Annotated in this window: 19 protein-coding genes and 1 tRNA gene; 10 read left to right on the top strand and 10 right to left on the bottom strand. The window is 71.8% G+C overall.

Translation table 11 applies throughout. The features are described 5' to 3' along the window. Positions 1 to 37 precede the first annotated feature (37 nt). The 4 genes from AC0QR5_RS08530 to AC0QR5_RS08515 form a co-directional block, all read right to left on the bottom strand. Positions 38 to 1006 carry an NUDIX hydrolase gene (locus AC0QR5_RS08530; protein ID WP_329860657.1) on the bottom strand — a complete coding sequence of 323 codons (969 nt, stop codon included), beginning with the start codon at positions 1004 to 1006 and terminating at the stop codon, positions 38 to 40. Then, positions 1006 to 3222: an RNA degradosome polyphosphate kinase gene (locus AC0QR5_RS08525; RefSeq protein ID WP_329860655.1), complete on the bottom strand. Its 2217-nt coding sequence runs from the start codon at positions 3220 to 3222 to the stop codon at positions 1006 to 1008. The genes AC0QR5_RS08530 and AC0QR5_RS08525 overlap by 1 nt, the downstream gene beginning before the upstream one ends. A gap of 89 nt (positions 3223 to 3311) precedes the next feature. Next, positions 3312 to 4319, bottom strand: coding sequence for a mycothiol synthase (mshD, locus tag AC0QR5_RS08520; RefSeq protein ID WP_329860654.1), 1008 nt, complete (start codon positions 4317 to 4319; stop codon positions 3312 to 3314). Between the two features lie 50 nt (positions 4320 to 4369). Continuing rightward, complete coding sequence (locus AC0QR5_RS08515; protein ID WP_329860653.1) at positions 4370 to 5074, bottom strand: winged helix-turn-helix transcriptional regulator; 705 nt, start codon at positions 5072 to 5074, stop codon at positions 4370 to 4372. Positions 5075 to 5347: 273 nt separating this feature from the next. Between AC0QR5_RS08515 and AC0QR5_RS08510 the strand changes: the two genes are divergently transcribed. The 3 genes from AC0QR5_RS08510 (at position 5348) to ygfZ (ending at position 7995) form a co-directional block, all read left to right on the top strand. Beyond that, positions 5348 to 6106, top strand: coding sequence for a hypothetical protein (locus AC0QR5_RS08510; RefSeq protein ID WP_329860652.1), 759 nt, complete (start codon positions 5348 to 5350; stop codon positions 6104 to 6106). Positions 6107 to 6322: 216 nt separating this feature from the next. Then, entirely contained in the window at positions 6323 to 6922 is a 600-nt protein-coding gene (locus AC0QR5_RS08505; protein ID WP_329860651.1) for a heme-binding beta-barrel domain-containing protein, read from the top strand. Next, positions 6922 to 7995, top strand: coding sequence for a CAF17-like 4Fe-4S cluster assembly/insertion protein YgfZ (gene ygfZ / locus AC0QR5_RS08500; protein WP_329860649.1), 1074 nt, complete (start codon positions 6922 to 6924; stop codon positions 7993 to 7995). The genes AC0QR5_RS08505 and ygfZ overlap by 1 nt, the downstream gene beginning before the upstream one ends. A gap of 72 nt (positions 7996 to 8067) precedes the next feature. Here the strand turns inward: ygfZ and AC0QR5_RS08495 are convergent, their stop codons facing one another. The 5 genes from AC0QR5_RS08495 to AC0QR5_RS08475 form a co-directional block, all read right to left on the bottom strand. Then, positions 8068 to 8790, bottom strand: a complete 723-nt coding sequence (locus AC0QR5_RS08495) for a GNAT family N-acetyltransferase (protein ID WP_329860647.1) — start codon at positions 8788 to 8790, stop codon at positions 8068 to 8070. Positions 8791 to 8829: 39 nt separating this feature from the next. Next, entirely contained in the window at positions 8830 to 9858 is a 1029-nt protein-coding gene (locus AC0QR5_RS08490) for a 6-phosphofructokinase (RefSeq protein WP_329860646.1), read from the bottom strand. A gap of 184 nt (positions 9859 to 10042) precedes the next feature. After that, the gene (locus AC0QR5_RS08485; RefSeq protein WP_329860645.1) at positions 10043 to 10288 is read right to left on the bottom strand and encodes a PspC domain-containing protein; all 246 of its coding nucleotides are present in this window, start codon (positions 10286 to 10288) and stop codon (positions 10043 to 10045) included. Between the two features lie 92 nt (positions 10289 to 10380). After that, on the bottom strand, positions 10381 to 10626 hold the full coding sequence (locus AC0QR5_RS08480; RefSeq protein WP_329860644.1) for a hypothetical protein: 246 nt from the start codon (positions 10624 to 10626) through the stop codon (positions 10381 to 10383). Next, a complete protein-coding gene (locus AC0QR5_RS08475; protein WP_329860643.1) occupies positions 10623 to 12158 on the bottom strand; it encodes a PspC domain-containing protein in 1536 nt (511 codons plus the stop codon). Before AC0QR5_RS08475 ends, AC0QR5_RS08480 begins: the two co-directional genes overlap by 4 nt. Before the next feature lie 137 nt (positions 12159 to 12295). Here AC0QR5_RS08475 and AC0QR5_RS08470 point away from each other — a divergent pair, with 137 nt between their 5' ends. From AC0QR5_RS08470 to AC0QR5_RS08460, 3 genes are all read left to right on the top strand, one after another. After that, a complete protein-coding gene (locus tag AC0QR5_RS08470; protein ID WP_329860641.1) occupies positions 12296 to 13555 on the top strand; it encodes an ATP-binding protein in 1260 nt (419 codons plus the stop codon). Next, positions 13552 to 14205 (top strand): response regulator transcription factor, encoded by a 654-nt coding sequence (locus AC0QR5_RS08465; protein ID WP_329860640.1) that lies wholly within the window; start codon positions 13552 to 13554, stop codon positions 14203 to 14205. Before AC0QR5_RS08470 ends, AC0QR5_RS08465 begins: the two co-directional genes overlap by 4 nt. Before the next feature lie 133 nt (positions 14206 to 14338). Further along, positions 14339 to 15127, top strand: a complete 789-nt coding sequence (locus AC0QR5_RS08460) for a serine/threonine-protein kinase (RefSeq protein ID WP_329860639.1) — start codon at positions 14339 to 14341, stop codon at positions 15125 to 15127. On the opposite strand, the gene AC0QR5_RS08455 is transcribed toward AC0QR5_RS08460, so the two are convergent. Then, positions 15055 to 16254, bottom strand: a complete 1200-nt coding sequence (locus AC0QR5_RS08455; RefSeq protein WP_329860637.1) for a pyridoxal phosphate-dependent aminotransferase — start codon at positions 16252 to 16254, stop codon at positions 15055 to 15057. The genes AC0QR5_RS08460 and AC0QR5_RS08455 overlap by 73 nt on opposite strands. Positions 16255 to 16457: 203 nt before the next feature. On the opposite strand from AC0QR5_RS08455, the gene AC0QR5_RS08450 reads away from it, so the two are divergent. The 4 genes from AC0QR5_RS08450 (at position 16458) to rplK (ending at position 18434) form a co-directional block, all read left to right on the top strand. Further along, a tRNA-Trp gene (locus AC0QR5_RS08450) sits at positions 16458 to 16530 on the top strand. Positions 16531 to 16655: 125 nt separating this feature from the next. Further along, positions 16656 to 16928 (top strand): preprotein translocase subunit SecE, encoded by a 273-nt coding sequence (gene secE / locus AC0QR5_RS08445; protein ID WP_329860635.1) that lies wholly within the window; start codon positions 16656 to 16658, stop codon positions 16926 to 16928. A gap of 70 nt (positions 16929 to 16998) precedes the next feature. Continuing rightward, positions 16999 to 17874, top strand: a complete 876-nt coding sequence (gene nusG, locus AC0QR5_RS08440; protein WP_329860634.1) for a transcription termination/antitermination protein NusG — start codon at positions 16999 to 17001, stop codon at positions 17872 to 17874. Between the two features lie 128 nt (positions 17875 to 18002). Then, positions 18003 to 18434: a 50S ribosomal protein L11 gene (gene rplK, locus AC0QR5_RS08435; protein WP_329860632.1), complete on the top strand. Its 432-nt coding sequence runs from the start codon at positions 18003 to 18005 to the stop codon at positions 18432 to 18434. Positions 18435 to 18561 lie beyond the last annotated feature (127 nt).

The raw sequence follows: 18561 nt of genomic DNA, 5'->3' as shown, positions 1-18561 counted from the left end.
CATGCGGGGAGCCGGCGTCACGCGTCCGCGGGAGGGGTCAGTCCTCGAACGCCTCGAAGACCTCGATCGAGACGATGCGTCCGCCGCGCCCGGGAAGCTGGTGGGCCACGATCACGGCGCCGGGGCGCAGGTACGGGTCCTCCTGCGGCAAGTGCGCGGCGAGCTTCCTGCCCGCGCGGGAGGCGAGCACCTCGAGGGCGTTCGGCAGCACGGGACGGTGCGTGCACACGGCGGTCGGCACGCGCTTGTCGAGGAGCTTCTCGAACGCGCGGCGGGCCTTCTTGGGGCGTCGCTTGCTCTCGTGCTCGGTGATCGCGTCGACGAGCTTGACCCGTCCGTTGCGCCGGTTCACGTACGGGGCCACGGTCTGCAGGCAGCGGGTCCACGGGCTGCTCGCGACCTTCCGGGGCCGCCAGGCCTCGAGCAGGTTGGCCACGGCGCCGGCCTGCCTCCGGCCCGTCGCCGCGAGGGGGCGCTTGCCCTCCGCCTGGGTCCAGCTGGAGCGGGGCTTGGCCTTGGCATGGCGGACGACGACGAACGGCACCGTTGCAAGCGCCCCGTCCCGGTGCGCGGCCTCCAGTGCGTCGAGGGGTTCGGCGTCGCTCGGATTCGTGAGCATCTCGCGGGCCTGCCGGGGTCCGACCCAACGCGCCGCGTCGACCTCCTTGCCGTCCGGGACGGGGACGTGCCCGTCCGCGGCCGCCGCCCAGTAGTAGACGACCTTGTCGCCGGACGCGACCGGGTAGCGGATGGCGGGCAGCGGGATGCCGAGCACGATCGGCAGGCCGATCTCCTCGTAGACCTCCCGGACCGCGCACTCGGGGACGGTCTCGCCGTCGTCGAGCTTGCCCTTGGGCCAGGACCAGTCGTCGTAGCGCTCGCGGTGGATGAGCAGGACCTCGAGGGCGCCGCCGCGGATCCGCCACGGCAGCACGCCCGCGGCGACGACGGCGATCTCGCCGCCGACCGCGACCGGCGCGTCGGCGGAACGGTGGACGAGCGTCATCAGCGGCGGACCGACCCACGCTGACGCTGCCGCGAATCCAGCAGCCAGCTCTGCACGTCGGAAAGCTGCCCGCCGTCCGGCCCGCGGTTGTGCCGCGTCCACACGCCGTCGTGGTCAAGATGCCAGCTCGCGGTGGAATCGTCCATGTAGCGGTCGAGCAGGGAGACGAGGTCCTGGATGTCCTCCCGGTTGGAGAGCCGCACGAGGGCCTCGACGCGGCGGTCGAGGTTGCGGTGCATCATGTCGGCGGAGCCGATGAAGACGACGGGGTCCCCGGCGTTGGCGAACGCGAAGACGCGGGAGTGTTCGAGGAAGCGGCCCAGGATCGAGCGGACGCGGATGTTCTCGCTCAGGCCGGGCACGCCGGGGCGGAGGGCGCAGATGCCACGCACGATCACGTCGACCTGCACTCCGGCCTGCGAGGCGCGGTACAGGGCGTCGATGACGGCCTCGTCGACCATCGAGTTGACCTTGATGACCACGCGGCCGGCCAGCCCGGCCCGGCGGTTGGCGATCTCCTGCTCGATCCGGTCGATCAGGCCCGAGCGCAGCGAGCGCGGAGCCACGAGGAGGCGCTTGAAGGTGGACTTCGGCGCGTAGCCGGAGAGCTGGTTGAAGAGGCGGGAGAGGTCCTCGCCGACCTGGTCGTCGGTGGTCAGCAGGCCCAGGTCCTCGTAGTAGCGGGCCGTGCGGGGGTGGTAGTTGCCCGTGCCGATGTGGCAGTAGCGGCGCAGCTTGTCGCCCTCGCGGCGGATGACGAGGGAGAGCTTGCTGTGGGTCTTGAGCCCCACGATGCCGTAGACGACGTGGACGCCGGCCTGCTCGAGCTTGCGGGCCCAGGAGATATTGGCCTGCTCGTCGAAGCGGGCCTTGATCTCCACGAGCGCCAGGACCTGCTTGCCCGCCTCGGCGGCGTCGATGAGCGCGTCCACGATCGGGGAGTCCCCGGAGGTACGGTACAGCGTCTGCTTGATGGCCTGGACCTTGGGATCGTTCGCGGCCTGCTCGAGGAACGCCTGAACGGAGGTGGAGAAGGAATCGTAGGGGTGGTGCAGGAGGATGTCGCGGCGGCGCATCGCGGCGAACACGTTGGCCGCCTTGGAGGTCTCCGACTCGTTGAGGAAGCGGCTCGTGTGGGCCAGCTGCTTCGGGTAGTGCAGGTCGGAGCGGTCGATTCCCGAGATCGCTCCGAGGCCGCGCAGGTCCAGCGGGGCGGGGAGCTCGAAGACCTCGTCCTCCTCGATCCCGAGCTCGCGCACGAGCAGGGCGCGCACGGCCGGGTTGATGTCGCTCGCGACCTCGAGGCGGACGGGCGGGCCGAAGCGGCGCCGCAGCAGTTCCTTCTCGAGGGCCTGCAGGAGGTTCTCGGCGTCGTCCTCCTCGACCTCCAGGTCCTCGTTGCGGGTCACGCGGAAGCTGTGGTGCTCCGCGACCTCCATGCCGGGGAAGAGCTGGTCCAGGTGCTCGGCGATGACGTCCTCGAGCGCGATGAAGCGGGCGACCCGGCCGGCCGTGTTGCCGGCGCGGGGGCCGTCCACGGAGATCAGGCGGGGCAGAACGTCCGGCACCTTCAGGCGGGCGAAGAGCTCCTTGCCGCTCACGGGGTTCCGCACGATCACGGCGAGGTTCAGCGACAGGCCGGAGATGTAGGGGAACGGGTGGGCGGGGTCCACGGCGAGGGGCGTGAGGATCGGGAAGACCTGGTCCACGAACCAGCGGTGCAGCTCGGCCTTGGCGGCGTCGTCGAGCTCGTCCCAGCGCGTGATGAGGATCTGCTCGGCGGCGAGGGCCGGGCGGATCTGCTCGGCGAAGACGTGGGCGTGGCGCTGCTGCAGGCGGTGGGCGCTCGCGAGGATGTTCTCGAGCTGGTCGATCGGGCTCACGCCGGCCGCCGACGGGACGGCGAGGCCCGTCGCGATGCGGCGCTTCAGGCCGGCGACGCGGACCATGAAGAACTCGTCGAGGTTGGAGGCGAAGATCGACAGGAAGTTCACCCGCTCCAGCAGGTACAGGTCTTCGTCCTCGGCGAGTTCGAGCACACGGGCGTTGAAGTCGAGCCAGCTGATCTCGCGGTCGAGGAAGCGCTCCAGCGTGAAGTCGCCGTCCGGTCCGGGCGCCGGCTCGAACTCGGGGAGCTCGATCCGGTCCTGGGTCGCGCGCGCCGACGGCATGTCGCTGTCGCCAAAGGAAGGTGCTGCTGCCGGCTGCGTGTTCATCGCCAGGTCCTTATCGCTTGCAGTGGAAAAGGGGGTGGGCGCCGCGGGCCCGCGCCTGCGCGGCCCGCGGCGTCGCGTTGGGTTTCACTTTACCCGCCGGAGGCCGCCGGTCCGGCTGCCTCCACGGCGGCCCGCGCATACATGACGTCGACGTCCCAGCGCGTGAAGCCGAGCTTCCGGTAGAGGCCGACCGCGGCCGTGTTGTCCGCGTCCACGTAGAGCATGACGGCCTGGAGGCCCTGCTCCTGAAGGTGCCGGATCCCGGCCAGGGTCAGCGCCTTGCCCAGGCCGGTGCCCTGGGCCTGCGGCACGACTCCGACGACGTACACCTCGCCGATCGCGGAGTGCTCGCCCGTGGTCCGGCTCGCCACGGCGGGATGGACCTTGGTCCAGTGGAATCCCAGGATCCGGTCCCCGGCGTCGACCGCCAGCAGGAAGCCGGCCGGGTCGAACCAGTCCTCGTCCATGCGGGCCAGCAGGTCGCGCCGCGTCAGCGAGCCCTGCTCGGCGTGGTCGGCGAAGGCGGCGGCATTGGCCGCGAGCCACGCCTCCTCGTCCTGCCCGGGAACGAACGCGCGCAGCGTGACGCCGTCGGGCAGACGGGGCTCGTCGACGACCTCGTGGTGCACGAGCCGCATCCGCCACAGCTCGCGGACGGAGGCGAAGCCGTGGCGTTCGGCGAGCCGGGCCGCTCCGGCGTGGTTTCCGTGGGACCAGGCCTGGTAGCCGCCGAGGTCCACGCGGGCCGCGAGCGTCTCGACGAGGCCCGTGCCGATCCCGTCGTTGCGGTAGTCGGGATGCACGACGAGCTCGAGCGTCCCGTGGGACGCGCCCGGGCGCGCGTGGACGGCGACGGCGAGCCCGACGAGCTCGGCCGAGTCCCGCCCCTCGCCGTCGGAGAGGTAGGCGTAGGCACCCAAGAGGGCATCGGCGTCGTCATTGGTCCCCAGCTCCACGAGCGTCTGCTCGCTCAAAGGGGGGTTGCCGTCGGAGTCCTCGGCGGCGGCCGCGAGGGCCCGCAGCGGGCCCAGCAGATCGGCGTCGGGCGTGCCCGCCAGGGTCGTGATGGTCCAGTCGGTGCTTTCCGTGGCGCTCATGGAACCAACATAGCGCCGGGCGCCGGGCGAAGGGGAGTGCGGGCCGGGGCTCAGCCCGCGTCGACGACCGCGCCCTCCTCGGCGCCGGAGCGGGCGTTCGCGAAGCGGTACCCGACGTTGCGGACCGTGCCGATGAGTTGCTCGTGGTCCGCGCCGAGCTTGGCGCGCAGGCGCCGGACGTGGACGTCGACGGTGCGCGTGCCGCCGTAGTAGTCGTAGCCCCAGACCTCGTGCAGGAGCTGGTCGCGCGTGAAGACGCGGCCCGGATGCTGCGCGAGGTACTTCAGGAGCTCGAACTCCTTGTAGGTCAGGTTCAGGGGCTCGCCGTGGACCTTGGCGGTGTAGCTCGCCTCGTCGATGACGACGCCGGCCGCGCGGATCTCCGACGGGTCGCCGCCGGAATCGGACGGCTTGACGGTGGCCAGGCGCAGCCGCGCCTCGACCTCGGCGGGGCCCGCGGTGTCCAGGACCACGTCGTCTGCCTGCCAGAGCGAGGAGACCGCGGCCATGCCGCCCTCGGTGAGGATCAGGATGACGGGGGCCGAGAGGCCGGTCGTGCGCAGCAGCTGGCACAGGGAACGGGAGCCGGAGAGGTCCTTGCGGGCGTCGACCATGACGACGTCGGCGCGCTCGGCGTCCAGGAGCGCCGTCGCGGACGCCGGGAAGATCCTCACCTCGTGGGAAAGCAGCTCCAACGCCGGGAGCACGTCGATCGACGGTCCTGCTGCGTTGGTCAGGAGCATGATGCTGGCCATTCCGCGCCTCCTCACGGCCTCTTGAACCGAAGCTCGCCGTTGGGTCCGGGGTTGCTCCAGTATAGATCGGGACCGTCCTCCGGGAGGTTCCGCCGCGTCACGGGACGGACACATCCCCGCCACCGGCGCGCCATCGCGGGGCTACGGCCGGGACACCGCGGTGACATCCAGGGGACATCCCGGGGGACATCACCGGGACGCGGCCCGGGACGGTCAGGGGCGGCGGGGGCCGGCAGGGGAGCGGGCCGGGAGGCGATAGGGCAGGATGGAGGCGTGAGGACCAAGACCACCGCCGGGACCGCCCTGCTTGCCACCGCCCTGCTCGTGGCCGCGAGCTACGCCGGGACGCCGTCCGTCTCCGGACCGGCCGTCTGGCTCGTCGCGGCCGTGGGCGTGCTCGTCTTCGCGGCCGGCTGGCCGCGCCTGCTGGACCTGCCCGCGCCCTGGGCCCTGTCCGGGGTCATCGGCGTGTCCGGCCTCGCGGCCGCCACGCTCGCCGCCTCGACCCCGATGCCGCAGCCGATGTTCTGGATGGCCTCCTGTGCGGCCGTCGGCACGCTCGGCATCTTCATGGTGCAGTTGTTGCGCGGCACGGGCGAGCGCAAGCGCCTCGAGTCCACGCTCGGCGGGATGGCCGGCGTCCTCGTCGCGGTCCTCGGCTCCGGCTGGGTCGCGGCGGACCGCTTGGCCCCGAACGCCTCCAACTCCTCACTCATGCTGCTGTCCGGGCTGGGCCTGGCCGCCGCCGTCCTGGTCTCGTCGATCCGCTGGCCGGACCGCATCACGGGCCCCCTGGCCCTCGTGGTCGCGGCGCTCGTCGCCGGCACTGCGAGCATCCTCGTGGCCGACGTCGGGTTGTGGCCCGCCGTCGTCGTCGGCGCGGTCGCGGGCGTCGTCGTGGCCGGCGCCCGCGCACTCGTCGTCTCGGAAGGCGGCCCGTCCACGACGACCGGCGCCATCGCGACCGGTCTCCTGCCCGTCCTCGCCTCCGGCGCGCCCCTGTACTTCGTCGAACGGCTCGTCCTGCGCTGACGCGCGGGGTGCCGGGCGGTCCCCATGCGACGCGTCACACGGGTCGGGGCCCGCACGGAGCCCGGGCTAGTATGGAGCCATGCATGATAACTACCTGGCTCTGGAAATCTTCTTCATCGGCCTCCTCGTCGTCGCGGGCATCGGCATGGCCGCCTTCGCCGGGCTCGTGGTATCCCGCCTGTTCAAGGGCCAGAAGTAGCCCCAGGGACCGCATCCATGGCGATCGACATCCCCACGGACCTCACGCCCGAGCTCGTTCCGCTGTCCTGGCTGCTCGGCGTCTGGGAAGGCACCGGTCGGCTAGGCGAGGGTGAGGGCGACGACGCCTTCTTCGCCCAGCGCGTCGAGTTCACCCAGCGTGGCCTGCCCTACCTCGAGTACCGGGCCGAGAGCTGGCTGACCGACGAATCCGGGGCGCGCCTCCGCCCGCTCACCGTCGAGACGGGGTTCTGGTCGCTGGACCGGCAGCAGGTCGATTCCGACGGCGGGCCCGGCATGGTCCCGGCCGAGATCGTCCCCGCCCTCCGCAACGCCGAGGACGTCGAGAAGCTGCGCAATCCCGAGGGCGGGTTCAACCTGCAGGTCAACGTGGTGCACCCGGGCGGGGTGAGCGAGCTCTACTACGGCGTGATCGCCGGCCCCAAGATCCAGCTCGCCACCGACCTCGTGATGCGCGGGACCAACGCCAAGGACTACGCCTCCGCGACCCGCATCTACGGACTCGTCAACGGCGACCTCTTCTGGCGCTGGGACGTGGCCGTCGACGGGTCCGGGCTCAAGGCCCACGCCTCCGCGGCGCTCAAGAAGGGCTCCTGATGTCCCGCCGCTCCCCGCTGCTGTCCCGCCCCGGCGCCGTCGAGGGCTCGGGGCCCGACGCGGGCGTCGCCGCGCACTACGGCGAGCCCCTTCCCGAACAGCGCCGCCTCGAAGCCGGGGAGGCCGTGGCGGACCTGTCCCACCGCGGCGTCGTCACGGTCGCCGGGCCCGATCGCCTGGGCTGGCTCAACACGCTCTCCTCGCAGGCCACCACCTCGCTGAGTCCGGGAGCGTCCACCGAGGCCCTCTTCCTGAACCTGCAGGGCCGGATCGAGCACGACTGCCGCGTCGTCGACGACGGCGCGACGACGTGGCTCGTCGTCGAGCGCGACGAGGCGGCACCGCTCGCCGCCTGGCTCGACTCGATGCGGTTCATGCTCCGCGTCGAGGTCGCCGACGCGAGCGCGGAATGGGCCGTCGTCGGCTCAGCGCGCGAGCTGCCCGGCCTCGCCGGGAACACCGTCTGGCGGGATCCGTGGCCCGGCGTCAGCGACGGCGGCTACGCCTATTCCACCGGCGGGCATCCCGCGGCCGGGCGCACGTGGCTCGAGTACCTCGTCCCCGCCGCCGGCCTCGAGGACGCCGTTCAGGGGCTGCCGCTCGCCGGGACGCTGGCCGTCGAGGCGCTGCGCATCGCCGCGTGGCGGCCCCGCATGGGCGTGGACACGGACGAGAAGACCATCCCGCACGAACTGGATCTGCTGCGCACCGCCGTGCATCTGAGCAAGGGCTGCTACAAGGGCCAGGAAACGGTCGCGCGCGTGCACAACCTGGGCCACCCGCCGCGCCGCCTCGTCTTCCTCGACCTCGACGGCAGCCTCCACACGCTGCCCGAGCCCGGCAGCGAGGTGGTCCTCGGCGGCAAGGTCGTCGGCCGCCTGACGTCCGCCGCGCTGCACCACGAGGCGGGTCCGATCGCGCTCGCGGTCCTCAAGAGGTCCACGGACCCCGACGCCGAACTCACCGTCCGCTCCGGCGACGACTCCTATCCGGCGACGCAGCAGATCGTCGTCGCCCCGGATGCCGGGCAGGTCGTCGGGCGCCAGCAGGGCTTCCTCCGCGGCCCGCGGTAGCAACGCCGGGAACCGCCGGACGACGCCGGGGCGGGACCCGGGTGGCCCGTGTCCCGGTGGCCCGGCTCCGGGTCAGATCCTGGCTTGCGTCAGCGACCCCGTGAGGACGAACCCCAATCCGTCCGCGGTCAGGTGCGCGGCGCGGTGGCTCACGGCGGCCCGCCACTGCGGGATGTAGCCCTCGGAGAGCGCCTCGTCCACGGCCACCGCCGCGATGTAGCTGGCCAGGCCGTGGCGGCGCAGCGGCGGCACGGTCAGTACCCCTACGTCCGCGATGAGGCCCTCCCAGACGTCGAAGCCGGCCCCCGCGAGCGGGGCGTGGCCCTCCTCGGCCAGGAGGGTGAAGGTGCTGGCGCGCCGGGCGAGGTCGATCCCGGACACATCGTCCCGCGGGCACGCGGCCTCGAGCTCGTGGGCATGGGCGGGATCGAAGGAGACCACGGTCGTGTCCGATTCGGCGACGTCGAGCGGCTCGTCGACGTAGTACAGGGCCTCCTCGCCGATGCCGCGGGTCCCGTCGCTGCCGCCGTGGGCGCGGACGAGCTGCACGAGCCCCGACTCCTGGGCGAGGGCATCGTCGTCGTACGCCCCGGACGCCTCCAGGAACCAGGCCGGCGCGCACAGCACCGAGCCGCGCAGGAGCCGCAGGAAGCGCACCGTTCCGTCGTCCGACTCCACCGTGAGCCGCTCCGCGGCTGCCCCGAGCGCCGCGTCCTGCAGGGCCGAATCCGCCAGCCCCAGCCGGCGCGCCCACGCCAGGGCGATGATCGCGCGGGTTCCCGATTCCAGTTCCATGCTCGCCAGCCTAGCCCCGGCCGTTCCGCGCGGCGGTGCTCAGCCGAAGAGGATCGCGGCCTCGTCGTAGCGGTGCTGGGGGACGCGCTTGAGGTTGTTCAGGGCGGCCTGGAAGGGGACGCGGTTGATGTGGGTGCCGCGCAGGGCCACCATGTTGCCCCAGGCCTTGTCCTGGACGGCGTCGGCGGCGGCCATGCCGAGGCGGGTGGCCAGGACGCGGTCGTAGGCCGTCGGGACGCCTCCGCGCTGGATGTGGCCCAGCACCGTCGCGCGGGTCTCGATGCCCGTGCCGTACTCGATCCGCTCCGCCAGCTGGTCGCCGATCCCGCCCAGGCGCGGCCGGCCGAAGGCGTCCAGGCCTCGGTCCGAGTAGGCCTCGTCAGCGCCCTCCGGGACCCAGCCCTCGGCGACGACGACGAGCGGTGCGCGGCCGCGCTCGTGGGCCTCGAGGACCCACGCGTTGACCTGCTCCATGGTCACCGACTGCTCCGGAATGAGGATCGCGTGGGCGCCGGCGGCCATGCCGCAGTGCAGCGCGATCCAGCCGACGTGGCGGCCCATGACCTCGGCCACCATGCACCGGTGGTGGGACTCGCCCGTCGTGCGCAACCGGTCGATCGCCTCGGTCGCGATCGAGACGGCGGTGTCGAAGCCGAACGTGTAGTCCGTGGCGTCGAGGTCGTTGTCGATGGTCTTCGGGACGCCGATGATCGGAAGCCCGGCGTCCGTGAGACGCTTCGCGGCCGCGAGGGTGCCCTCGCCGCCGATCGCGATCACGGCGTCGACGCCGAGGCGGTCGAGGGTCGCGCGGATGTTGTCCGGGCCGCCGTTCTCGCCCTCGAAGGGGTTGGTGCGCGACGTGCCGATGATGGTTCCGCCCTGCTTGGAGATGCCGCGGACGCGCTGACGGGGAAGCTCCACGATGTCGCCGTCGACGACGCCGCGCCAGCCGTCGAGGAACCCGACGAACTCATGGTCGTAGCTCTTGATGCCGTTCAGGACGGCCCCGCGGATGACCGCGTTCAGGCCGGGGCAGTCGCCGCCGCTGGTGAGGATACCGATGCGCATGTGGTGTGTTCAGCTTTCGTCTGGTGCTCGCCCCGTCAGGGGTCCAAGTGGTGAGCACGACGCTGGGCCCTGCCCCGATGCTAGCAAGCAGTGTGATGTAACGGCCACCACATGACCACGCCACGCGGGCCGCGCTTCGGTGGCGCGGCCCGCGGGGCGGTCGGCGTGAGGGGTGGCCGGGGTGCTACGGGCGCTGGCCGATGAACTTCTCGAGCGGGATGGAACCGTCCTGGTAGGGCAGGAGCAGCCAGGCCACGAGGTAGGTGGCGATCCCGACGAAGGGGAGCAGGAAGCTCAACAGGATCGCGATCCGGACCAGCGTCACGTCCCATCCGGTCTTGGCGGCGATGCCCCCGGCGATTCCGCCGAGGATCCGCTGCGGTCCGCGGCGGAAGGGGATGGAGCGGAGGGTGGAGAAGAAGGAGTCCATGGGTGACAGCCTTTCATGTCGGTGGTGTCGGGGAAAAGGGTGCGGGGCGGCCGGCCGCGGGGTGCGGGCCGGCCGCCCCGCTCGGGCGGGGCTCAGCCGCGCTGTCGACGCCGGCCGCTCGCGATGCCGCCGATGACGAGCAGCAGCCCGGCGCCGACGACGAGCGAGACGATCGTGATGGCCGGGTCCAGCGTGAAGCTGTAGAGCAGGGAGACGAGCATCAGCAGGCCGATCGCGACGACGACGAGCCCGAACACGAGCGTCCCGACCGGAAGCCGGACCTCCTCCTGCCCCGGATCCTGCCGCTGGGTGTCCTCGGGGCTGGTGTAGTCGTTCATCGCGTGACCTCCTGGGTGTCGACCTCGACGCTGTTGAAGGCGCCGTTGAGGATGATGGTCAAGGTGGGGCCCTCGGCCTCTGGGTTGACCTGGATGTTGTCCTGGCTGCCGATCCCGGAGTAGCGGACGGTGCCGGATGCACGGTGGACCTCGAGGTTGTAGAACGCGCTCGACGCCTTGATGACCACGGGGATGTTGTCGGGAACGGTGATCGAGGCGTTGCTGAACACCGTGGCCACTTCGAGGGTCGTGTCGCGCTCGAGCTCCCGGCCGTAGTGCGTGAGGTCGAGGTCGCTGTTGGCGAAGACGTAGGTGTAGCTGCCGTTCTCCTCGATCTCCACGGGCAGGTTCACGCCGAACACGCCGCGCTGGTGGACCACCGAGTTGGCGGTCATGCCCCCGATCAGGAGCGCCGGGACGAGCGCGACGACGGCCCAGCCGGTCAGCCCGCCCCCCGTGTGGCGCCGCAGCGCCGCGCCGACGAGCCCGGCGCCGAGGATGACGAGCGCTACCGCCATGGCCACCGCGGCCGTCTTGCCGCCGAGGTCGATCAGGTCCAGCAGCTCGGCCAGCACCGTGCCGCCCGCGGCCAGGACGGCCAGGCCCAGCACGATCGCCGTCGTCGATCCGGACAGCGCCGGAGTCGTCGGACCCGTCGGGGGGGCCGGCGCGGGCGGCGGGGGCGGGACGTCGTAGGCCGTCGCGCCGAGGGGCAGCGTCGGGGAGTAGGAGCCGCCGTCGACCCGGCCCGTGGGGCCGTCGCCGGCGGGAGTGGAGGCGAATCCGTGGGGCCGGTCCATGTCGGCCTCGCTTTCGTTCAAGGGGGTGGTGATCGGGGTGGTGTGCCCGCCGTCGGCGAAGGGGTACGACGCCGTGGCCTGGCCGCGGGCGTCGTCGGACCCGGCGGTGGCGCCCCCGGCGGGAGACGGATGGGGCTCCGCTCCGGGGCGCTCGCCGGAGGCGTCGGAGGCGTAGCTGCCGGAAGCGTCGCCCCCGGGGGAGCCGGAACCGTCTCCCGGGGCGTCGCCCCGCCCGGGGTCGGGAGGGGTGCCGTGCGCGGGGAAGGGGGCCCCGGCGTCGTACCCCGCACTGCCGGCGTTCCGGGAGCGCGAGGACGCGATCGCCCAGATCACCAGCGCGGCGACGACGGCGGTCCAGAAGGCCCCGCCCCACCAGCTGTACCAGCCGGACGCGGCCCAGGGCTCGAACGGGCCGGAGAAGCCGAACAGGCCCAGGACCGAGACGACGAGCGCGCCGGTCATGCCCCCGCTCCAGCGACCCCGGCCGGCTTCCTGGGCGTGGATCCGGCCGTCGGGACCGGGCAGCAGCGCCCAGGCCAGGCCGTAGGCGAGGACGCCGATGCCCGTGAAGAGCGCCAGCACCACCACGATGCCGCGGGACAGGACGGGGTCGATGCCGAAGCGGCGGCCGATGCCGGCCGCGACGCCGCCAAGCCAGCGGTCCTCGCTGCGCTTCACGCCCAGCCCCCGGACCCAGCGGAAGGAGGAACTCTCAACAGGTGCGTTTTCCATACCCACCATCCTTCCCAGCCGCCGCCCGCGCCGCCATGAGGGGCCACCCTGAACCGACCCTGAACGTGCCCCGGGCCCCCACGGGTTCTCCCCTGAGCCGGCCCCTGAACCCGTGCCCGGCGTGCTTGGATGGAGGCATGACCGAGACGATCGACCGCCCGCCGCTGGTCCGTGGCGGGACCCGCCTGGTGGCCGGGGTGTGCGCGGGGATCGCGCGGCACCTGGGCCTCGAGGTGCGCCCGGTCCGGATCGCCATGGCCGTCGCCGCCGTGTTCGGGCCCGGGCTCCTGCTCTACGCGTGGCTGTGGATCCTGCTGCCCAATGCCGAGGACGCCGAGCGGGACGGCGCCGGGAGGCGCACGAGCCTCGCCGAACGCCTGGGTGCCCAGGGCGCCGCGTCCGGACCCTTCGGCCGGACCGCCGCGCGGGAAGTCCTGCTCGGCGTCGCGCTCCTGGGCGTCGGCGCCCTGCTCGTGGCGCAGATGCAGGGGCTCGCGATCGCCTGGAACCTGCTCTGGCCGCTCGTCATCGTCGTCGCCGGGGCCATCATCGCCTGGCTGCAGCTCGACACGGTGCGGCGCGACGGGCTCAAGCGCAGCATGGGCGCCCAGGGGGCCGCCGGCGTCGCGCGACTCGTGGGAGGTCTCGGCCTCGTCGTCGTCGGCCTCGTCTTCCTCGTCTCCGGCGCGGTCAGCGTCGAATCGCTGTGGACCGGGGCGCTCGTCTCGCTCGTCGTCCTGGCCGGCGTCGTCCTGGTCCTGCTGCCGTGGGGCCTGGGGTTCTGGCGTGACTACGCCGCGGAGCGTGCCTCCCGCATCCGCGCGTCCGAGCGGGCCGAGATCGCCGCGCACCTGCACGATTCCGTGCTGCAGACCCTGGCCCTGATCCAGAAGCGCGCGGGGGACGAGGCCCAGGTCCTGCGGCTCGCCCGCGCCCAGGAACGCGAGCTGCGCCAATGGCTCTACCAGGACGCGCCGTCGGCCGAAGGCGACATCGGCGAGGCCGTGCGGGGCGAGGCGGCCCGGCTCGAGGAATCGCACGACGCCGTGATCGAGGTCGTCGTGGTGGGCCGGCTCTCCGGGCTGCTGGGGCACGACGCGCTCCTGCAGGCGACGCGCGAGGCCATGCTCAACGCCGCCAAGCACGCCGGGGGGACCGTGTCCGTCTACGTCGAGGCGCGCGCGGACGGGGTCGACGTGTTCGTCCGGGACCGCGGGCGGGGCTTCGACGTCGACGCCGTCGGGGAGGACCGGCTCGGCGTCCGCGAATCGATCATCGGGCGGATGCAGCGCAACGGCGGCAGCGCCGCGATCCGCAGCTCCCCGGACGGCACCGAGGTCCGGCTGTCCATGCCCCACGAACCCGACGGAACCGAAGACAAGGCAGGCACCCCATGAGCAGCACCCCGATCCCGGTGGTCGTCATCGACGACCACGCCATCTTCCGCTCAGGGCTCAAGGCGGACCTCGACGAGCGCATCCAGGTCGTCGGCGAGGCCGGAACGGTCGAAGGGGCCGTGCGCGCCGTGACCGAGCTGCGCCCCGCCGTCGTCCTCCTCGACGTGCACCTGCCCGGTGGGCGCGGGGGCGGGGGAGCGGAGGTCCTGGCCGCGTGTGCCGGGATGCTGGGGGACGTGCGGTTCCTGGCCTTGAGCGTCTCCGATGCCGCGGAGGACGTCGTGACCGTGATCCGCGCCGGCGCGCGCGGCTACATCACCAAGTCGGCGTCAGGACGCGAGATCTCGGACGCCGTGGAGCGCATCGCCGGGGGAGACGCCGTCTTCTCGCCGCGGCTGGCCGGGTTCGTCCTGGACGCCTTCGGCACGAGCGCCGCGGTGAGCGCCGACGACGAGCTGGATCTGCTCTCGGCGCGGGAACTCGAGGTCATGCGGCTCATCGCGCGCGGCTACAGCTACAAGGAAGTGGCCAAGGACCTGTTCATCTCCGTCAAGACCGTCGAGACCCATGTGTCCTCCGTCTTGCGCAAGCTCCAGCTCTCCAACCGTCACGAGCTGACCCGCTGGGCCGTGGACCGGCGGATCCTGTAGGCGCGCCCCGCGCGTGGTCTGCCGCCCTGCACTTGGCCTCCACCGCGGTCCCTGCACCGGGAACCAGGCTCCGGTTCTCCACAGGGGGCCGCTGGCCGCGCCCGGGGCAGGGAGCCGGTGGCAGGGTGGGGGCATGGCGCGACGAGGGGGGCCATCCGTCGAATCGGTCCTGGAGGAGTGGGGCAGGCCGGCCAGCGCCCGGGAGCTGCGGGCGGCCGGCGTGGGATGGCGTGCACTGGAGGAGCCCCCTCTGGGACCCGCCGTCGAACGGACGCCGTCCGGGCTCCTCTACGTCCCCGGCATGCCGTGGGCCAGCGTGGTGGCTCGGGAGATGCGCGGAGCGCCCGCCTGCGTCACGGCTGCCGAGGCGATGGGGCTGTCCATCTGGCGGCCGGGGGCATCCGTGCACGTGGCGACCCGGATGGCGAGGCCGCGGCGGCCGTGGCCGGAGGCACCGCCCGTCGTCCTGCATCTTCTCGCCCGCCTCGACGACGTGCTCCCCGTGGGGCAGGTCCTCGGCCAGGTCATGCGGTGCCTGCCGGAACTGGAGGCCCTCGTGACGGTCGAGTCGGCCGTGAACCGCGGCCTCTTCACGATGGACGACGCGCGTCAGCGGGTCCTCGGTCCCGGCTCGTCCTCGGCCCGGCGGATCCTCGACCGCGTCGACCCCGGCGCGCAACCGCCGGCGGGGCAACGCGGCGAGCCGCGCCCGGAGGCACCTGCTCAGGATCCCGGCGCGGTGGGTGCTCCGGAAACCGCAGCGGGCCGTCGAGGAGGTCGACGCGTGGTTCGCCGGTTGACCCGGGCGGCCGCTGCCCGGGCTATGGCGTCCGGTCTACGGCGCCGGGCCTACTTGGCGCGGCCGAGGAGGTCCTGGATCCGGCCGACGCCCTCGGCGAGGTCGGCGTCGCCGAGCGCGTAGGAGAGCCGGACGTAGCCGGAGGGGCCGAACGCCTCGCCCGGAACGATCGCGACCTCGGCCTTGTCCAGGATCAGGGCCGCGAGCTCCGCCGAGGTGGCCGGACGAACGCCGTCGATCTCACGGCCCAGGAGGCCGCGCACGTCGGCGTAGGCGTAGAAGGCGCCTTGCGGGACGGGGCACTCGACGCCGTCGATCGCGTTGAGGGCCGCGACCATGGCCTGGCGGCGGCGGTCGAAGGCGACGCGCATCTCGGCCACGGCGTCGAGCGGACCGGAGACGGCGGCGAGGGCCGCCATCTGGGACACGTTGGAGACGTTGGAGGTCGCGTGGGACTGGAGGTTCGTGGCGGCCTTGACGACGTCGGCCGGGCCGGCCATCCATCCCACACGCCAGCCGGTCATGGCGTAGGTCTTGGCGACACCGTTGAGGATCACGACGCGGTCCCCGAGCTCGGGAGCGGCCGTGGCGATCGAGGTGAACTCGGCGCCGTCGTACGTCAGGTGCTCGTAGATCTCGTCGGTGACGACCCAGAGGCCCTTCTCCGCGGCCCAGCGTCCGATCTCGGCGACCTGCTCCGGGGTGTAGACGGCGCCGGTGGGGTTGGACGGGGAGACGAACAGCAGCACCTTGGTGCGGTCCGTCACGGCCGCCTCGAGCTGCTCGACCGTGACGAGGTAGCCCTGCTCCGGACCGGCGAAGACCTCGACGGGCACGCCGCCCGCGAGGCGGATGGCCTCCGGGTAGGTGGTCCAGAACGGCGTGGGGACGATGACCTCGTCGCCCGGATCCAGGAGCGTCGCGAACGCGTTGTAGACGGCCTGCTTGCCGCCGTTGGTCACGAGGACCTGGGATGCCTCGATCGAGTAGCCGGAATCGCGCAGCGTCTTCTCGGCGATCGCGGCCTTGAGCTCGGGCAGGCCGGCCGCGGGGGAATAGCGGTGGAAGCGCGGTTCACGGGCCGCGGCGACGGCGGCCTCCACCACGTAGTCGGGCGTCGGGAAGTCCGGCTCGCCGGCGCCGAAGCCGATCACGGGACGGCCTGCCGCCTTGAGGGCCTTGGCCTTGGCGTCGACGGCGAGGGTTGCGGATTCTGCGATGGAACCGATGCGGCGGGAAATGCGGGACATGGATTCGCTTCCTGACGGGTGGGGTGGGCGCGTCCTCCCAGCTTAGCCACGAGGCGGGCCGCGATCACCTGATTGCGTCCCGGCCGCCGGTTCGACTTGTGCTTCAGGATTGCGTAGACTGTTTCCTCGGTGTTGGAATACGCCTCGATGGACTGCGCACTCGCCCCCACCGGCACGTCGCAGGACAACGGGTTCCAATCCATAGGGTAGTGGCGCAATTGGTAGCGCAGCGGTCTCCAAAACCGCAGGTTGCAGGTTCGAGTCCTGTCTGCCCTGCGCAGTGGCAACCCACGGTTCGCACCGTGAGAAGCTCGGCAAAATCCACGTCACGGTGTGTTGCGGCCGACAGGCTGCGGTGCACCGTGATTGTTTCAAGAAGCGAAAACGCGAAACGAGGAACAGTGACCGAAACGGCTGCGGGCGAACCGCAGGGTGCACCGCGGGACCGGAAAGGCGCCAAGGACAAGGGCGGCTTCTTCGCCCGCATCTTCCTGTTCTTCCGCCAGGTCGTCGCCGAGCTGAAGAAGGTCGTCACCCCGACCCGCAGCGAACTGGTCAACTACACCCTGATGGTCCTGGGATTCGTCATCGTGGTGATGCTGATCGTCACCGCTCTGGACTTCGTGTTCGGCCAGGGCTCCATCTTCGTCTTCACGAATCCGCCGGAGCAGTAAGGTCAGCCGCCGGGCCGAGCCGCCCGGCGAACCGCCCTGGTGTCACCGTCAAAGAAAGCAGGAAACCCTAGTGTCCGAGAAGGAACTCGAAGCGCAGGTCAACGGCGAGTCCGCTGACCAGGCCACCGAGGTCGACGCCGAGCTGGCGTCGGCCGATTCCGTCGTTTCCGGCGATGACGCGTCCGCGGACGCCGTCACGGAGGACGTGGTGTCCGGAGCCGACGGCGACGACGCGGAGGCCGGGCAGGACGAGGCGGACGACTACGCCGACTCCGCAGACGACGACGCCGAGGCGCTCGGCGGGGAGGACGACGCGGAAGGCGCCGAGGCCGCGCCGGAGGTGGACCCCAAGGAGGAGTTCCGCACCCAGCTGCGCCGCCAGCCGGGCGACTGGTACGTCATCCACTCCTACGCCGGCTACGAGAACCGCGTGAAGGTGAACCTGGAGACCCGCATCCAGACCCTCGGCATGGAGGATTTCATCTACGAGATCCAGGTGCCGATGGAAGAGGTCGTGGAGATCAAGAACACGACGCGCAAGATCGTCCGCCGCGTCCGCATTCCCGGCTACGTGCTCGTGCGCATGGAGCTCACCGACGCCTCGTGGGGCGCCGTGCGCCACACCCCGGGCGTGACGGGCTTCGTCGGCAACGCCCACGATCCGGTGCCGTTGAGCCTCGACGAGGTGTTCTCGATGCTCGAGCACACGATCATCACGGAGGAGCAGGCCGCGTCCACCAAGCCGGGCCGCGCTCCGATCACCCAGGTGAACGTCGACTTCACGGTCGGCGAGTCGGTGACCGTCAACGACGGCCCGTTCGAGACCCTTCCGGCGACGATCTCCGAGATCAAGCTGGAGTCCCAGCAGCTGGTGGTCCTCGTCTCGATCTTCGAGCGCGAGACGCCGGTGACCCTGTCCTTCAACCAGGTCACCAAGATCCAGTAGCCACCCAAGACCTCGCCTCCACCGGCCGCTTTACCGGTGCCGGCGATCCGGCCGCCGCGCCACGGCGGCCAACCCCCTGGAGCACGCTCCTGTGTCCCAGGGAAACGCAATGAGAAGAAGGACCCGACATGGCCCCGAAGAAAAAGGTCACCGGCCTCATCAAGCTGCAGATCCAGGCAGGTGCCGCCAACCCGGCCCCGCCGATCGGTCCCGCGCTTGGTCAGCACGGTGTCAACATCATGGAGTTCTGCAAGGCTTACAACGCCGCCACCGAAGCGCAGCGCGGCAATGTGATCCCCGTGGAGATCACGGTCTACGAAGACCGCTCCTTCACCTTCATCACCAAGACCCCGCCGGCAGCCGAGCTGATCAAGAAGGCCGCAGGCGTCGCCAAGGGATCGGCCACCCCGCACACCGACAAGGTGGCGAAGCTGACCCAGGCGCAGGTCGAGGAGATCGCGACGACCAAGATGGAAGACCTCAACGCCAACGACATCAAGGCCGCGGCCAAGATCATCGCCGGCACCGCCCGCTCCATGGGCATCACGGTCGAGGGCTAACACCCACCCCCGCCTCCCACCGGAGGCAATCCAACCAGAGGAAACGACGGCGAAACGCACCGAGGGTGCGCGCCACCGCCGTCGTAGTGGCAGGGTCGAGCGCGATCCACGAGACCACGACTGCATA

Source organism: Arthrobacter sp. J156 (genome assembly GCF_056172865.1).
Note: the sequence above shows the minus strand (reverse complement) of the source record. Positions and strands in the feature narration are given on the sequence as shown.

Coding starts and splice junctions, on each gene's coding strand:
- AC0QR5_RS08530 (WP_329860657.1), bottom strand. CDS start 1,006: ATGACGCTCGTCCACCGTTCCGCCGACGCGCCGGTCGCGGTCGGCGGC.
- AC0QR5_RS08525 (WP_329860655.1), bottom strand. CDS start 3,222: ATGAACACGCAGCCGGCAGCAGCACCTTCCTTTGGCGACAGCGACATG.
- mshD (WP_329860654.1), bottom strand. CDS start 4,319: ATGAGCGCCACGGAAAGCACCGACTGGACCATCACGACCCTGGCGGGC.
- AC0QR5_RS08515 (WP_329860653.1), bottom strand. CDS start 5,074: ATGGCCAGCATCATGCTCCTGACCAACGCAGCAGGACCGTCGATCGAC.
- AC0QR5_RS08505 (WP_329860651.1), top strand. CDS start 6,323: ATGGCGATCGACATCCCCACGGACCTCACGCCCGAGCTCGTTCCGCTG.
- ygfZ (WP_329860649.1), top strand. CDS start 6,922: ATGTCCCGCCGCTCCCCGCTGCTGTCCCGCCCCGGCGCCGTCGAGGGC.
- AC0QR5_RS08495 (WP_329860647.1), bottom strand. CDS start 8,790: ATGGAACTGGAATCGGGAACCCGCGCGATCATCGCCCTGGCGTGGGCG.
- AC0QR5_RS08490 (WP_329860646.1), bottom strand. CDS start 9,858: ATGCGCATCGGTATCCTCACCAGCGGCGGCGACTGCCCCGGCCTGAAC.
- AC0QR5_RS08485 (WP_329860645.1), bottom strand. CDS start 10,288: ATGGACTCCTTCTTCTCCACCCTCCGCTCCATCCCCTTCCGCCGCGGA.
- AC0QR5_RS08480 (WP_329860644.1), bottom strand. CDS start 10,626: ATGAACGACTACACCAGCCCCGAGGACACCCAGCGGCAGGATCCGGGG.
- AC0QR5_RS08475 (WP_329860643.1), bottom strand. CDS start 12,158: ATGGAAAACGCACCTGTTGAGAGTTCCTCCTTCCGCTGGGTCCGGGGG.
- AC0QR5_RS08470 (WP_329860641.1), top strand. CDS start 12,296: ATGACCGAGACGATCGACCGCCCGCCGCTGGTCCGTGGCGGGACCCGC.
- AC0QR5_RS08465 (WP_329860640.1), top strand. CDS start 13,552: ATGAGCAGCACCCCGATCCCGGTGGTCGTCATCGACGACCACGCCATC.
- AC0QR5_RS08460 (WP_329860639.1), top strand. CDS start 14,339: ATGGCGCGACGAGGGGGGCCATCCGTCGAATCGGTCCTGGAGGAGTGG.
- AC0QR5_RS08455 (WP_329860637.1), bottom strand. CDS start 16,254: ATGTCCCGCATTTCCCGCCGCATCGGTTCCATCGCAGAATCCGCAACC.
- rplK (WP_329860632.1), top strand. CDS start 18,003: ATGGCCCCGAAGAAAAAGGTCACCGGCCTCATCAAGCTGCAGATCCAG.